This window comes from Pseudomonas caspiana, from assembly GCF_002158995.1.
Taxonomy (GTDB): Bacteria; Pseudomonadota; Gammaproteobacteria; order Pseudomonadales; family Pseudomonadaceae; genus Aquipseudomonas; species Aquipseudomonas caspiana.
Window position 1 is genome coordinate 243,747 of the sequence record NZ_LOHF01000002.1, and the last position, 14,510, is coordinate 258,256.

The following is a 14,510-nucleotide window of genomic DNA, read 5'->3' on the forward strand; positions in this document are numbered from 1 at the left end:
TGGATGTACCGACCCTTCGAGAATAAATTCGCTCCCACAGGGATTCGAGCTAGCGGGCCAGCACAGAAGCTCCCGCAAAGCCTGCAATACCTCAATGTCTACTGCGCCGAGATAAAGCTCACCCGCACCTTCAAACCGCCCGCTGCGCCATCATGAAGGGTGATCTGCGCCAGATGCGCACGACATATCTCTCCGACAATCGCCAAGCCCAGACCTGATCCTTTGCCCTGCTGACTACTGCGATAGAAGCGCTCAAACACGCGATTACGCTCAGCTTCGGGAATACCCGGACCATCATCCTCGACCTCAAGTACGCCCGGTGCGCTGACCCGCAGGATCACGTTACCACCTGAAGGCGTGTGCGCCAGAGCGTTATCGACAAGGTTACTCAGTAGCTCGTTGAGCAGCGTCGGCTCTCCCTGCAACCACACAGGTTCGTCCGCCTCTAGCGCCAGGGAAACGCCATGCGCATGTGCCAGCGGCGCCATCGCCATACCCAGTTCGCGGGCCAGTTGACTCAGGTCCAGGGTTTGCGCGCCGCCCTCGGCAATGGCCCGCGCACCGTTTTCAATCCGCGCCAAAGAAAGCAACTGATTCGCCAGATGCGTCAAACGATCGGTGCCTTGTGCCGCAGCTTCAAGGGTGGTGCGCCAATGAGCAGGCTCGGGGTCACGCAGACCCAACTCTACCCTCGCCTTCAGGGCAGCCAGGGGAGTACGCAGTTCATGAGCAGCGTCGGCAATAAATTGCGCCTGCCGTTCGAACTGCTGACGCAGCCGTTCGGTGAAGTGATTGAGCGCATTCACCAATGGGCGTAATTCGTGCTGTACCTCAACCAGCGGCAAAGCACGCAAGTCATCCGGTTGCCGCGCCTCCACTTCAGTGCGCAAGCGTTCCAGAGGCCGCAGTGCAGCGCTGACGGTAAACCAGACCAGCAACAACGCCCCCGCCCCCAACATGCCCAACCGGAGCAAAGTATCAGCCATCAAACTGCGCGCCATGCTGACACGGGCCTCTTCGGTCTCCGCGACACGTATCTCAGCCATGCCATTCATATTCGGCTCGCTGACCGGCTTGAGCAGACTGACCACTCGCACCGATTGCCCCTGATAGCGGGCGGTATAGAAGCTCGCCAACGCTGGATAATCATCGGTGCGCAATGTACCGGGAGGTGGAGGCGGCAGGTTTTCGTAACCGGAAATCAGCTTTCGGTTAATGTCGTTGACCTGGTAATAGATGCGACCCGCGCTGTCATAGGCGAAGGTGTCCAGGGCGATGTAAGGCACATCGGCACTCAGGGTTCCATCGCGCTGGGAAACCCCGGCAGCAATGGTTCGCGCCGAGGCCAGCAAGGTTCGGTCATACGCGATATCGGCGGCTTCGCGGCCATTCCAGTACGCGCTAAGACCGCTGGCCAGCATCAACACGGTGAGCAGAACGCCCAGGTTCCACAGTAGCCGCCAACGCAGGCTGTTATGGCTGCTCATCGCGGCTTTCCAGCAAATAGCCCAGGCCGCGGAACGTCACGATCGCCACCGGATGTCCATCGAGCTTCTTGCGCAGCCGGTGCACGTAGATTTCGATAGCGTCGGGGCTGGCCTCTTCATCCAGACCGAAGACCTGAGAGGCTACTTGCTCCTTACTCATCACTCGTCCCGGCCGGGCAATCAGCGCTTCAAGCACTGCCTGTTCCCGCGAAGTCAGGGTCAGCAATTCGTCGCCCAGAGTGAATCGGCGAGTATCCAGATCGTAAGCCAGCACACCACAACGCTGCTGCCGTTCGCCCCCCAGCACACTGCGGCGCAGCAGCGCTTTGACCCGCGCCTCCAACTCTGAAAGCTCGAAAGGTTTGGCCAGATAATCGTCAGCCCCTAGATTGAGGCCGTGAACGCGGTCCTTCACGTCACTGCGCGCTGTCAACATCAGCACGGGCAAGTTCTTGCCTCGTCCGCGCAAACGCGCCAGTACTTCAAAACCATCCATGCGAGGCAGGCCGACATCGAGAATTACCGCGGCATATTCTTCGCTGCTCAATGCCAGATCAGCAGCAACACCATCGTGCAGTACATCGACGGTCAGCCCGGCACTCTTCAGGGCCTGGGCGACGCTCTCGGCTAACTGCAGATGATCTTCAACGAGAAGAACACGCATCGACTTCTCCTGATTGCGTGGCTTTATGGAGCCCGGAGTTTACAGGCGCTTCGCAGGCTGTGAAGCACTGAAACAACTCTAAACTCAATTTAGGTTGCTATTGAAAGGTAGCTGAAAGGTTTATGAAAGTTTCGCTGGTTAGGATCGCGAAAACGTCCGTTTCAATGGGCGTATAGAAAAGCGTCACGATGCGCTTTCACAATAAGAACAAGAACGGAGTCGACCATGACACAGCCAATGTCCAGGGCTATCGCGCCCGCATGCAATTCTCATCCCGCCGTGTTCGCCTTGACCGGCCACTGCACGCACTTCAGTGCTGGCGCCTTCTCGTTACCCTTCGATATTCATTCACTGCGATGAAGCCGCTTACTGGCCTGCCCTTTCATGGCTGCCTGTAAAACCGAATCGAACACTGCTTCACACCCAAAAACAAAAATCTGGAGACTGACCATGACCTTATCCTTGCGTCGTTTCGCACTGGCTGCTGGCTGCATGATGCTCGCCACGCAACTGTTCGCGGCCGATGAACCCAAACGCCCTGAATGTATCGCCCCGGCCTCGCCAGGTGGCGGCTTCGACTTGACCTGCAAACTGGTGCAAAGCGCGCTGATTAACGAGAAAATTCTCACCAAACCGATGCGTGTGACCTACATGCCCGGTGGTGTTGGCGCTGTGGCCTACAACGCAGTCGTCGCTCAGCGACCAGCTGATGCAGGCACGCTGGTGGCTTGGTCGAGCGGTTCACTGCTGAACCTGGCGCAAGGCAAGTTCGGACGTTTTGACGAGGGCGCTGTGCGCTGGCTCGCCGCAGTAGGTACCAGCTACGGCGCCATCGCAGTGAAGAGCGATTCGCCTTACAAATCCCTCGACGACCTGGTCAAGGCACTGAAGGCCGACCCAAGCAAAGTCGTGATTGGTTCGGGCGGCACCGTGGGCAGCCAGGACTGGATGCAGACTGCATTGATTGCCAAAGCCGCCGGGATCAACCCGCGTGACCTGCGTTATGTCGCCCTGGAAGGCGGCGGTGAAATTGCCACTGCGTTGCTCGGCGGACACATTCAAGTGGGCAGCACGGACATCTCCGACTCCATGCCGCACATCCTCAGCGGCGACATGCGCCTGCTGGCCGTGTTCTCCGAGAAGCGTCTGGACGAGCCGGAAATGAAAAACATTCCGACCGCCAAAGAGCAAGGCTACGACATCGTCTGGCCAGTGGTTCGCGGCTTCTACCTTGGGCCTAAAGTCACCGATGCCGAATACGACTGGTGGAAAGCCGCGTTCGACAAGCTGCTGGCCTCGGAAGATTTCGCCAAGCTGCGTGACCAGCGTGAACTGTTCCCGTTCGCCATGACCGGTGCAGAGCTGGACACCTATGTGAAGAAACAGGTTGCTGACTACAAGAACCTGGCCAAGGAATTCGGCCTGATTCAGTGATCGATCGACTGACTAGCGGTTGCAGCTGCGTGCGCGGCAGCGCAACCCGGGAGTTTTCACCATGGTGATCCAACGTATTTTCGCCGCTGTACTGCTGCTGGTCTGTGCGGGCCTGGCAGTCATGGCCTGGCCTTATCAGGCACCGTTTTCCTACGAGCCGGTTGGCCCTCGGGCGTTTCCCCTGCTGATGCTGGGGCTGATGAGCCTGGCTTTGGTTTACATGCTGTTGCGCCCGGCGCCCATCGTACACACCGAAGAAGAGCCCGCACTGGACCGCGAGACCATCATCAAGATCGTGGCCTGCGTGGTCTTGCTGCTGATCTTTGCCGGCACTTTTGAACCGCTGGGTTTCATCCTCAGCAGCATTTTGATCGGCATCCCGATGGCTCGTCTGTATGGCGGCCGCTGGTTGCCCAGCGTGATCGTGGTGATTCTGATGAGCGTCGGCCTTTACCTGCTGTTCGATAAAGCCATGGACGTTCCGTTGCCCCTGGGCCTGCTCGACGTTCTGGAGAACTAATCAATGGATACTTTCAGCTACCTGGGCCAGGGCTTCGGCGTTGCGCTGACTCCCTACAACCTCATTACCGCACTGTGCGGGACGCTGATCGGTACCGTGGTCGGGCTGTTGCCAGGCCTGGGGCCCATCAACGGTGTCGCGCTATTGATCCCGATTGCCTTTGCTTTGGGCCTGCCGCCAGAATCGGCACTGATCCTGTTGGCAGCGGTTTACCTAGGCTGTGAATACGGCGGCCGGATCAGCTCGATTCTGCTGAACATTCCAGGCGAAGCATCGACCGTCATGACCACCCTCGACGGCTACCCAATGGCACGTCAGGGCCTGGCAGGCGTTGCCTTGTCGCTGTCGGCATGGAGCTCGTTCATCGGTGCCTTTATCGCCACCTGCGGCATGGTGCTGTTCGCGCCTCTGCTGGCGAAATGGGCGATCGCCTTCGGACCTGCGGAATATTTCGTACTGATGGTGTTTGCCATTGTCTGCCTCGGCGGCATGGCGGGTGATCGTCCCGTCAAAACCTTTATCGCGGCTTTGATCGGGCTGTTCCTGTCGGCGGTCGGCATCGACGCCAACAGCGGCGTGTATCGCTTCACCGGTGACAACATCCACCTCACCGACGGTATCCAGTTTGTAGTGTTGGTACTCGGTCTGTTCTCCATCAGCGAGATCCTGTTGCTGCTGGAAAAAACCCACCGCGGTCAGGAAGCCGTACAGGCTACGGGGCGCATGCTCTTCAACCTGAAGGAAGCGGGCGCGGTGTTCGTGGTCAATATCCGGTGCGGTTTGCTGGGTTTCATCATGGGCGTACTGCCAGGCGCCGGTGCGACACTGGCCAGTGCCGTGGCGTACATGACCGAAAAACGCATGGCAGGTGCCAGTGGCAAGTTTGGCCAGGGCGACATGCGTGGTCTGGCAGCACCGGAAACCGCGATTGGCGCTTCGGCGTGCGGCGCGTTGGTACCAATGCTGACTCTGGGTGTACCAGGTTCGGGAACCACTGCGGTAATGATCGGTGCGCTGTCGCTGTACAACATCACACCGGGGCCGATGCTATTCCAACAGCAACCAGACATCGTCTGGGGTCTGATCGCTTCCTTGTTCATCGCCAACGTCATGCTGGTGATCCTCAACATTCCGATGATCCGTATTTTCACTCGCATCCTCAACGTGCCTAACTGGGCACTGGTGCCGGTGATCGCGATCATTACCGGGATTGGCGTCTATGCAGTACACGCGACCACCTTCGACCTGTTCCTGATGGTCGGTATTGGTATCTTCGGTTACATCCTGCGCAAGCTGGACTTCCCGTTGTCGCCGATCCTGCTGGGCTTCATCCTCGGCGGTCTGATGGAACAGAACCTGCGCCGCGCCCTGTCGATCTCCAACGGTGCGATGGAAATTCTGTGGTCCAGTCCAATCACTATTGGCGTTTGGGTGCTGACCATTTTCATGCTGCTGTTCCCGATCATTCGTATCTGGCGCAAGCGCTCTGCCCAGCGTAGTGCAGCGACCAGTGTCTGATCGACCGTTAAAAAGCTGGTGGGCGACACCGTTGGTCGGCCTGGCTGGCGGTTACCTCGCCAGCCTGGTCGGCTGGCCTCTTCCCTGGATGGTCGGATCGCTATTGGCGATCATCCTCGTTCGCTGCCTGACACCGTGGCAACTGACTGAAATTCCCGGCGGCCGCAAATGCGGCCAATGGATTGTCGGCATCGGTATTGGCTTGCACTTCACGCCCGTCGTGATCGAGCAAGTCATGGCACATTTCGGGCTGATTTTTCTCGCTGCACTGATTACCAGTCTTTCCAGTGTCGTCGGCGTGTGGCTCATGCTTCGTACCGGAGAGGACCGTGCAACGGCGTTCTTCTCCAGCATGCCCGGCGGCTCGGGTGAAATGGTCAACCTCGGTTCACGCAATGGCGCCATCCTCAGCAGCGTTGCCGCAGGGCAAAGCCTGCGGGTACTGATGGTGGTGCTTTGCGTTCCGGCGATATTCAAATACCTGATGGGCGAAGGCACGCCAATCGTCCATGCCGGAAGCGTCAACTGGTTGTGGCTGGCGCTCTTGTTCCCGCTGGGGGCGGCAGTGGCCTGGCTCTGGCAACGATTGAAGCAGCCGAACCCGTGGTTATTCGGCCCACTGCTGGTGAGCGCGGCCATCAGCGTCAGCTTTGACCTGCATATTGGCTTACCGGACGGCAGTAGCCAGATTGGCCAGTGGCTGATCGGCAGCGGACTGGGTTGTCATTTCAACCGTCAGTTCTTTCGCCGCGCGCCGTCCTTTATAGGCCGGACCCTGCTCGGCACCGCCCTGACCATGCTCATCGCCGCCCTCGCCGCTTTTGCATTGGCTACTGCTACCCACCTGGATCTGCGCTCACTGACCCTGGGCATGATGCCTGGCGGTATTGCTGAAATGAGCTTGACAGCAGAAGTGCTGCAACTCTCAGTGCCATTGGTGACTGCGATGCAGGTGATGAGGTTGTTGTTCGTACTGTTTCTGGCTGAGCCGATTTTTCGGTATTGGCATCGGCGGGCTGGAGATTAGCATTTTCTGTAGGAGCTGCCGAAGGCTGCGAAACGATTTCCATGTCACATCGCCTTCGCAGCCTTCGGCAGCTCCTACAAAAGAGGTGATCTCATCAATCCTGCGGCAATCGCCACTCGATCGGCGCCATACCATTCTGTTCCAGATACTTGTTCGCCCGGCTGAAGTGCCCGCAACCCAGAAAGCCTTTATAGGCCGACAGAGGCGATGGATGCACTGAGGTCAGAACGAGATGCTTGGTGGCATCCACCAGTTTCTGTTTGCTCTGCGCATGGGCGCCCCACAGCATGAACACCAGATGCGGCTGCTCGGCGCTGACCGTTTCGATGACTTTATCGGTGAAATGCTGCCAGCCCTTACCCGCGTGTGAAGCGGCGTTGGCACGCTCCACGGTCAGCGTGGTGTTGAGCATCAACACCCCTTGATCGGCCCAGGATTGCAAGTGACCGTGACGAGGGATATCAATGTTGAGGTCGCGCTTGAGCTCTTTATAGATGTTGACCAGCGACGGTGGCGCAGGTACGCCAGGCTGGACCGAAAAGCACAGCCCGTGTGCCTGGCCGGGACCGTGGTAAGGATCCTGCCCCAGAATGACCACCTTGACCTTGTCCAGCGGCGTTGAATTCAGCGCATTGAAAATCAACGGACCCGGCGGGTAGATTTCCTTGCCTGCTGCATGCTCCTGACGCAGGAACTCGCGCAACTGGCCCATGTAAGGTTTTTCGAATTCCTCACGCAGCGCGTGCTTCCAGCTGGGTTCAAGTTTGATACGGTCATCGCTTGTCATGGTCACACCCTGAAATCAATGCGCGGACACTAGGAAAGCTGGGCGCCAATGTCAAATCAGCGCGTCGTGCCCAGCCCTTTCCTACACTGAGCCTCATGCAACTTAACCCGACGCAGAACTATCACACCTGTGTTGGATACATGCATTGCCCTCGAGAGGTCATGATGAATCTGCAATTTGAAGAATTTCCGGCTCAGGATGGCGCCCGTATCGGCATCGCCACCCTGGACGCCGAACAATCACTGAATGCGCTGTCATTGCCCATGATCCTCGCCCTACAGGATCGACTTGATGCCTGGGCCAGCGATGAAAAAATCGTCTGCGTGCTTTTACGCGGTAATGGCGCAAAGGCCTTTTGTGCCGGGGGCGACGTACGCTCGCTGGTTGATCAATGTCGTGAACATCCCGGCGAAGTGCCGCCACTCGCCGCCAGCTTCTTCGCCGCTGAGTATCGGCTCGACTACAGCCTGCACACCTATCCGAAACCGCTGATCTGTTGGGGCCACGGCTACGTGCTCGGGGGCGGCATGGGCCTGTTGCAGGGGGCAAGCACGCGAATTGTGACGCCGAGCAGTCGGCTGGCGATGCCGGAAATCAGCATCGGGCTGTTTCCAGACGTCGGCGCCAGTTGGTTCCTGTCACGCCTGCCCGGCAAGCTCGGCCTGTTCCTGGGTCTGACCGGCGCTCACATCAATGCTCACGACGCGCTCGATCTGGATCTGGCTGATCGCTTCATGCTTGATGAGCAGCAGGAGGATTTGATCGAAGGGCTGCAGCAATTGAACTGGCAAGAGCAAACGTCTATCCAGCTCAATAGCCTGCTCAAAGCCCTGCAACACGAAGCCCTCAGCCAATTGCCCGAGGCGCAATGGCTACCACGTCGGGCGCAGATTGACGAATTGCTCGACGTCGGCAACCTGCCCTGCGCGTGGAATGCAATCAGCCACTTGCAGCACAGCGATGACGCTCTGCTGACCCGCGCCGCGAAAAACCTGACGCAGGGTTGCCCACTGACCGCGCACCTGGTCTGGGAACAAATCCAGCGCGCCCGCCACATGTCCCTGGCCGAAGTGCTGCAAATGGAGTACGCCATCAGCCTGAACTGTTGCCGCCACCCGGAATTCAGCGAAGGCGTACGTGCGCGGCTCATCGACAAGGACAACACGCCCCACTGGCATTGGCAGGACGTCGCAACGATTCCGTTGGCGGTGATTGATGCGCACTTCAGCAAGGTGTGGGAAGGCCGGCATCCGTTGGCGGATTTGTCGGGGTATTGATTGCCTTTGTTCTAAAGACTAGTATTCCTTACCTAAAAGTAAGGAATACTAGTCGTAGGAGTAAAGCATGGCTGCCGCGAAGTTGACATCGAAAGGACAAATCACCATTCCTGCCCAAGTCAGAGCATCTCTCGGACTGGATACGGGAGACAGAATCGAGTTCGTGGACATCGGGGATGGCAGGTTCGCGATCATGGCCGCCAATCATTCGGTCAAAGACTTGAAAGGACTGATACGCAAGCCAGTCAAACCGGTCAGTATTGAGGACATGAATCTGGCCATTGAAGCACAAGGATCCAAGGCTAAATGATCGGTCTGGATACCAACGTTTTAGTGCGTTACGTTGCTCAAGATGATGCCAGGCAATCGGCAGCAGCTTCCAAACTGATTGAGTCGCTAACGGTCTCCGAACCTGGTTTTATAGCCTTGGTGTCGATAGTGGAGCTTGTATGGGTTTTGCAATCCAGCTACAAATCCAGCAAATCAGAGATCGTCCTTGTTTTGGAAACACTTCTGCGTACGCGTGAGCTGACAGTGGAAAACGCGGAGACCGTATGGCAAGCATTGAGGCGGTTTACTGACTCCAACGCCGACTTCGCCGATTGTCTTATTGAGCGTTCAGCGCACGCCGCAGGCTGCGATCATGTCGCTACGTTTGATTCCAAGGCGGCCAAAACAGCCGGGATGCATCGTCTGACCTAATAAAGTTTTAAAAAAACGGCGCCCCAAGGAGCGCCGTTTCTGATTCACCTACCGATGCCCGCCTCGACCATCGCCACCGCGACCGCCTCGACCGTCACCTCGCCCACCGCCCCTGCCGGGACCGCCGTGGCCTCTCCCATCACCATGACCATCGCCCCACGAAGGACCCGGCCGACCTGGACTGCCGCGGTAGTCATTCCGCGGCGGATGGCGATAGCCGGGGTTGCCGCGGTAGCGGTTGTCGCCCCAACCGTAGCCGGGTGGACGGCCTGGCTGGTAATAGCGCGGCACCGGTGGCGGCGCGTAGTAGCGCACAGGTGGAGGTGAGTAATAACGCACCTGTGGCACTGAATAGTAGCGAGGCTGAGGCGCTACATAAATGCGCTGTTCCTGATAGTAATTGGAGCTGTAGCCATTGTCGTAGGAGTAAACACTGGTTCCGTAAGTGGTCGGCAAATCCGTCACCCGGGAGGAATAGTAGCCTGAGTCGGTGTAGCAACCTGCAAGACTCAGGGCCAGCAAAACGATGAGCAAGGTTCGTCGATACATGGCGGCCTCCTGGACCGCGATAGGGCACACACCAGCGACGCTGGTCGGCATCTGACCAAATGCGACAGACGAAAATAAGACATTAAAAAGACCATCCAGTGCCCTGACCCGCCTGTCACCTGACGAGCTGCCGCCCCATCGCAGTGCGCTGCGCACCATGTGACAGCAAAAAAATTGCACGCTGTGAGCAGTCAATATCTCTACCGGCCACAGCGGTCGGGCTTCCCCGCGACTTGGCACAACTCTCGCTTAGCAAACCTTGTGCAGGAGTCAACTCAGGTTCGCGGCACCACAATTTGCAATAGCTGACTAGGGTTCCGGCTCGCCTCTGGCGAGTGGCTGGTCCGAGAGTTGGCGACCTCCAGTAGAGGTTACACGGCGGGATAAAAGCCCGGGAGACAGGACACCAGTGGTGTCGCGTGACTCCTGACCGCCTTTCTTTCGCTACTGGAGGTAAACACATGCAAAAGTCCCGTCTAACGCCCCGTCTATTAGGCCTGCTCACCGCCGGCCTCATCGCTGCACTAAGCCTCTCCCCGGCACACGCCGCCGTTAAAAAAGAATTCAACGTTTGCTGGACGATTTATGCCGGCTGGATGCCTTGGGAATACGCAGGCACTCAAGGCATCGTCGACAAGTGGGCGAAGAAGTACGACATCAAAATCGATGTCACCCAGCTCAACGACTACGTCGAATCCATTAACCAGTACACCGCTGGCCAGTTCGATGGCTGCACCATGACCAACATGGACGCGCTGACCATCCCGGCAGCAGGCGGCGTGGAAAGCACCGCGCTGGTGGTCAGTGACTTCTCAAACGGTAACGACGGCATCGTGATCAAAGGCGCTGGCAAGAAAGTTGCCGACCTCAAAGGGATGGACGTCAATCTGGTTGAGCTGTCGGTTTCCCACTACTTGCTGGCCCGTGCGCTGGACAGCGTCGATCTGGCTGAAAAAGACCTGAAAGTCGTCAATACATCCGATGCGGATATCTCGGCCGCCTTCAACACCGATGACGTGCAAGCCGTCACCACCTGGAACCCGATGCTGGCGGATATCAAGGCCAAGCCCGGCGTCACCGAAGTGTTCAACTCCAGCCAGATCCCTGGCGAGATCATGGACATGATGGTGGTCAACACCCAGACCCTGAAAGACAACCCGGCACTGGGCAAAGCCCTCACCGGCGCATGGTTTGAAGTGGTCGCCCTGATGAACGCGAAAAACGCCCAAAGCAAAGCTGCTCTTGAGCACATGGCCAAAGCCTCGGGTACCGATCTGGCCGGGTTCCAGGCGCAACTGGACACCACCAAACTGTTCGCAACCCCCAAGGAAGCGCTTGAGTTCGCTACCAGCAAACAACTGCCGGACACCATGCGCAAAGTCGCCAACTTCTCCTTCGAACATGGCCTGCTCGGTGAAGGTGCCAAAGACTCCAGCGCAGTGGGCATGACCTTCGCCAATGGCGTGACCTCCGGTGACAAGGCCAACCAGAAGCTGCACTTCGATCCGAGTTACGTGCAGATGGCTGCCGACGGCAAGTTGTAATCCGCGTCCCGCTCAAAGGTCATTGCCATGCGTTTAATAAATCGCCACCCGGATCGCGCCAGTCGCTTGATCCTGGTGCTCCTGCCGTTTGCCTTGTTGCTGTTCGCCTATTTCACGGGCTCGGCAACACGGCTGACGGAAAACCCCAACGACAAGCTGCTCCCCAGCGCGGTACAGATGGCCGATGCAGTTAAACGCATGGCTTTCACCGAAGACCAACGCAGCGGCGGCTATCTGCTGTGGCAGGACACCGGTTCCAGTCTGCAACGTTTGGGTATCGGCCTGGGCATCAGCGCTTTGCTGGGCCTGTGCCTGGGCATTGCCTCGGGGATTCTGCCGTTGTTCGGCGCGCCTTTGTCGCCGCTGCTGACGGTGCTGTCGATGGTGCCGCCGCTGGCGATCCTGCCGATTCTGTTCATTGTCTTCGGGTTGGGCGAGCTGTCGAAAGTGATGCTGATCGTGATCGGCATCACGCCGATTCTCGCCCGCGACCTTGAACAGCGCGCCCGGGAAATCCCCGTCGAATTGCTGATCAAGGCGCAGACCCTGGGCGCGTCGACCTGGACGCTGATCCTGCGGGTCATCCTGCCGCAACTGCTGCCGCGTCTGCTGATTGCGGTGCGACTGGTGCTCGGTTCGGCGTGGCTGTTCCTGATCGCCGCCGAAGCCATCGCCTCCACCGATGGCCTGGGCTATCGGATCTTTCTGGTGCGGCGTTACCTGGCCATGGACGTGATTCTGCCTTACGTGGTCTGGATCACCCTCCTCGCCTGGTTGATGGATTGGGGCCTGAAAACCCTGACCCGTAAAGCCTTTCCCTGGTACGAGGGGGCACGCGGATGAGCTTCATTTCAGTCAATAACGTCTGGCAGCAATACGACGATCTGGTGGTACTGGAAGGCCTGAATCTGAGCGTCGCCGAAGGTGAGTTCTGCACACTGGTGGGCGCTTCGGGCTGCGGCAAGTCAACCTTTCTGCGCCTGTTGCTGGGTCAGGAAGTCGCCAGTAAAGGCAGCATCACCCTGGACGGCAAGGCACTGGCGAACGAACCGGATGCCAGTCGCGGCGTGGTGTTCCAACGCTACTCGGTGTTCCCGCATCTTTCGGTGCTGGATAACGTCGCGCTGGGCCTGGAACTGCCGCGCTCGGCACTGCTCGGCCGGTTGTTTGGCACCGCCAAGCGCGAAGCCAGGGAACAGGCTGCACAGCTGCTGCAAAAAGTCGGCCTCGGTCACGCGCTGGATAAATACCCCGCGCAGCTGTCTGGCGGCATGCAACAGCGTTTGGCAATCGCTCAAGCGCTGATCATGAAACCTCGGGTGCTGCTGCTCGACGAGCCGTTCGGCGCCCTCGACCCCGGCATTCGCAAAGACATGCACGCTTTGCTGCTGGAGCTGTGGCGCGAGACCCGACTGACCGTGTTCATGGTCACTCACGACCTGTCCGAAGGCTTCAACCTCGGCACCCGGCTTTTGGTTTTCGACAAAGTACGCATCGACCCTCACGCACCCGGCGCCTATGGCGCGCGCATCACTTACGACATTCCCCTGAACAGCGACCGCCGCGCCGCACGCGCCGCGTTTGATTCGCTGCAACAGGCTTAAGGACATTGCTCATGACCACAAACACGTTATTCCCGGTCTTTGCCGAAGAACTGCTGCCCGGTGGCGGCCATCGTTCGTTCATCCTCAAGCGCGGTGAACTACTGCGCCTCACCGACTTGAACGGCAACGCCAACGTCAGCCTGACGATGCTCAACGCTCACGAAAAAACCGAGCGCTTGAACTTGCCTGACAGCCTCAAATGCCAACACACCGCCAAGCTCACCAGCGGCCACTGCCTGTATTCGGATATGGGCCGCGTGCTCGCCGCAATTACTGCTGATACCTGCGGCTGGAGCGACAGCATTGGCGGCGTGCTCTGCGCCGATGAAGTCAGTGAAAAATACGGCCAGGGCCGCTATCAGGAACTGCGCAACGGCTTCTTCCGCAACGGCGTCGACAATCTGCTGGTCGAGCTGGGCAAATGGGGGCTGGGCCTGTCCGACCTGCTGATGACCTTGAACCTGTTCAGCCGCGTCAACGTTGACGAAGCAGGCAAGCTGCACTTCGTGGCGAACAACTCCAAAGCGGGTGACTACATCGAGCTGTATGCGCCAATGGACACGCTGGTGGTCCTTACGGCCCTGCAACACCCCATGGACCCCAACCCGGAATACGCGCCACAACCGGTCAAGCTGAGCTGGATGAAAGCCGACGCCAGCGTCGCCGAACATTGCCGCACGTCCCGCCCGGAAAACGAGCGCGGTTTCATCAACACCGACCGCCTGTTCGCCTGAGGAGCATCGTCATGAGTCTGCATTCCAACATCCCGACCACCACTACGCACATCCCGGCGGGCGAGCCGTCGCTGACCGAACTCAAGGCCGGGCAAACCCTGCGCATTCTCGATCTGGAAGGTAATCAGGCAGTCGATACGCTGTTCTTCAGCCTCGCCAACCCTCGTGAGCGTTATGACGTGCAGCGTACATTGCGCCGTCAAGGCAGTGTTTACCTGACGACGGGTAGCGTGCTGTATTCCAACCTCGGCAAGCCGATGCTGACCATCGTCGATGACACCTGCGGTCGCCACGACACCCTCGGTGGTGCCTGCGCGCAAGAGAGCAACACCGTGCGTTACGCCCTGGAAAAACGCCACATGCACAGCTGCCGCGATAACTACCTGCGCGCCTGCGTTCATGACGGTCGTTTGGGCAAAGGCGACATCGGGCCGAACATCAACTTCTTCATGAACGTGCCGGTCACTGCTGACGGCGGGCTGACCTTTGAAGACGGTATTTCCGCGCCGGGCAAATACGTTGAATTGCGCGCGGAGATGGACGTGATCGTGCTGATCTCCAACTGCCCGCAATTGAACAATCCGTGCAACGGCTACAACCCGACGCCGGCTGAATTGCACGTCTGGAATTGATTACACGGGGCTATGGGATTGCTTAGAACCT

The 14,510-nt window shown here is 58.5% G+C and carries 16 protein-coding genes and 1 riboswitch; of the genes, 12 read left to right on the plus strand and 4 right to left on the minus strand.

Annotation, left to right across the window (positions count from 1 at the left end):
- Window positions 1-98: 98 nt before the first annotated feature.
- Both AUC60_RS03480 and AUC60_RS03485 read right to left on the minus strand, forming a co-directional pair.
- Window positions 99-1,487: a sensor histidine kinase gene (locus tag AUC60_RS03480; protein WP_087264697.1), complete on the minus strand. Its 1,389-nt coding sequence runs from the start codon at window positions 1,485-1,487 to the stop codon at window positions 99-101.
- Window positions 1,474-2,151 carry a response regulator gene (locus AUC60_RS03485; RefSeq protein ID WP_087264698.1) on the minus strand — a complete coding sequence of 226 codons (678 nt, stop codon included), beginning with the start codon at window positions 2,149-2,151 and terminating at the stop codon, window positions 1,474-1,476. Before AUC60_RS03485 ends, AUC60_RS03480 begins: the two co-directional genes overlap by 14 nt.
- 444 nt (window positions 2,152-2,595) lie before the next feature.
- Between AUC60_RS03485 and AUC60_RS03490 the strand changes: the two genes are divergently transcribed.
- The 4 genes from AUC60_RS03490 to AUC60_RS03505 all read left to right on the plus strand — a co-directional run bounded on the left by AUC60_RS03490 (window position 2,596) and on the right by AUC60_RS03505 (window position 6,650).
- Window positions 2,596-3,585, plus strand: coding sequence for a Bug family tripartite tricarboxylate transporter substrate binding protein (locus AUC60_RS03490; protein ID WP_167384308.1), 990 nt, complete (start codon window positions 2,596-2,598; stop codon window positions 3,583-3,585).
- A gap of 61 nt (window positions 3,586-3,646) precedes the next feature.
- Window positions 3,647-4,105 carry a tripartite tricarboxylate transporter TctB family protein gene (locus tag AUC60_RS03495; RefSeq protein ID WP_087264700.1) on the plus strand — a complete coding sequence of 153 codons (459 nt, stop codon included), beginning with the start codon at window positions 3,647-3,649 and terminating at the stop codon, window positions 4,103-4,105.
- 3 nt (window positions 4,106-4,108) lie between these two features.
- Window positions 4,109-5,623, plus strand: a complete 1,515-nt coding sequence (locus AUC60_RS03500) for a tripartite tricarboxylate transporter permease (RefSeq protein WP_087264701.1) — start codon at window positions 4,109-4,111, stop codon at window positions 5,621-5,623.
- Window positions 5,616-6,650 carry an AbrB family transcriptional regulator gene (locus AUC60_RS03505; protein WP_087264702.1) on the plus strand — a complete coding sequence of 345 codons (1,035 nt, stop codon included), beginning with the start codon at window positions 5,616-5,618 and terminating at the stop codon, window positions 6,648-6,650. Before AUC60_RS03500 ends, AUC60_RS03505 begins: the two co-directional genes overlap by 8 nt.
- Window positions 6,651-6,744: 94 nt before the next feature.
- Here AUC60_RS03505 and ung read toward each other — a convergent pair whose 3' ends face one another.
- Complete coding sequence (gene ung / locus AUC60_RS03510; protein ID WP_087264703.1) at window positions 6,745-7,437, minus strand: uracil-DNA glycosylase; 693 nt, start codon at window positions 7,435-7,437, stop codon at window positions 6,745-6,747.
- A gap of 164 nt (window positions 7,438-7,601) precedes the next feature.
- On the opposite strand from ung, the gene AUC60_RS03515 reads away from it, so the two are divergent.
- The 3 genes from AUC60_RS03515 (at window position 7,602) to AUC60_RS03525 (ending at window position 9,416) form a co-directional block, all read left to right on the plus strand.
- On the plus strand, window positions 7,602-8,714 hold the full coding sequence (locus AUC60_RS03515; RefSeq protein WP_087264957.1) for an enoyl-CoA hydratase/isomerase family protein: 1,113 nt from the start codon (window positions 7,602-7,604) through the stop codon (window positions 8,712-8,714).
- Between the two features lie 67 nt (window positions 8,715-8,781).
- Window positions 8,782-9,024: an AbrB/MazE/SpoVT family DNA-binding domain-containing protein gene (locus tag AUC60_RS03520; RefSeq protein ID WP_087264704.1), complete on the plus strand. Its 243-nt coding sequence runs from the start codon at window positions 8,782-8,784 to the stop codon at window positions 9,022-9,024.
- On the plus strand, window positions 9,021-9,416 hold the full coding sequence (locus tag AUC60_RS03525; protein ID WP_087264705.1) for a PIN domain-containing protein: 396 nt from the start codon (window positions 9,021-9,023) through the stop codon (window positions 9,414-9,416). Before AUC60_RS03520 ends, AUC60_RS03525 begins: the two co-directional genes overlap by 4 nt.
- Before the next feature lie 48 nt (window positions 9,417-9,464).
- On the opposite strand, the gene AUC60_RS03530 is transcribed toward AUC60_RS03525, so the two are convergent.
- Window positions 9,465-9,965 (minus strand): hypothetical protein, encoded by a 501-nt coding sequence (locus AUC60_RS03530; RefSeq protein WP_087264706.1) that lies wholly within the window; start codon window positions 9,963-9,965, stop codon window positions 9,465-9,467.
- Between the two features lie 298 nt (window positions 9,966-10,263).
- Window positions 10,264-10,365, plus strand: a riboswitch (guanidine-I (ykkC/yxkD leader).
- 61 nt (window positions 10,366-10,426) lie between these two features.
- On the opposite strand from AUC60_RS03530, the gene AUC60_RS03535 reads away from it, so the two are divergent.
- The 5 genes from AUC60_RS03535 to AUC60_RS03555 are packed head-to-tail and all read left to right on the plus strand — an operon-like array spanning window position 10,427 to window position 14,479.
- Window positions 10,427-11,509, plus strand: coding sequence for a putative urea ABC transporter substrate-binding protein (locus tag AUC60_RS03535; protein ID WP_087264707.1), 1,083 nt, complete (start codon window positions 10,427-10,429; stop codon window positions 11,507-11,509).
- A 27-nt stretch (window positions 11,510-11,536) separates the two neighbouring features.
- Window positions 11,537-12,352, plus strand: coding sequence for an ABC transporter permease (locus tag AUC60_RS03540; protein ID WP_087264708.1), 816 nt, complete (start codon window positions 11,537-11,539; stop codon window positions 12,350-12,352).
- Window positions 12,349-13,113 carry an ABC transporter ATP-binding protein gene (locus AUC60_RS03545; protein WP_087264709.1) on the plus strand — a complete coding sequence of 255 codons (765 nt, stop codon included), beginning with the start codon at window positions 12,349-12,351 and terminating at the stop codon, window positions 13,111-13,113. Before AUC60_RS03540 ends, AUC60_RS03545 begins: the two co-directional genes overlap by 4 nt.
- A gap of 11 nt (window positions 13,114-13,124) precedes the next feature.
- Window positions 13,125-13,847, plus strand: coding sequence for an urea amidolyase associated protein UAAP1 (locus AUC60_RS03550; protein ID WP_087264710.1), 723 nt, complete (start codon window positions 13,125-13,127; stop codon window positions 13,845-13,847).
- Window positions 13,848-13,858: 11 nt separating this feature from the next.
- The gene (locus AUC60_RS03555) at window positions 13,859-14,479 is read left to right on the plus strand and encodes an urea amidolyase associated protein UAAP2 (protein ID WP_087264711.1); all 621 of its coding nucleotides are present in this window, start codon (window positions 13,859-13,861) and stop codon (window positions 14,477-14,479) included.
- Window positions 14,480-14,510 lie beyond the last annotated feature (31 nt).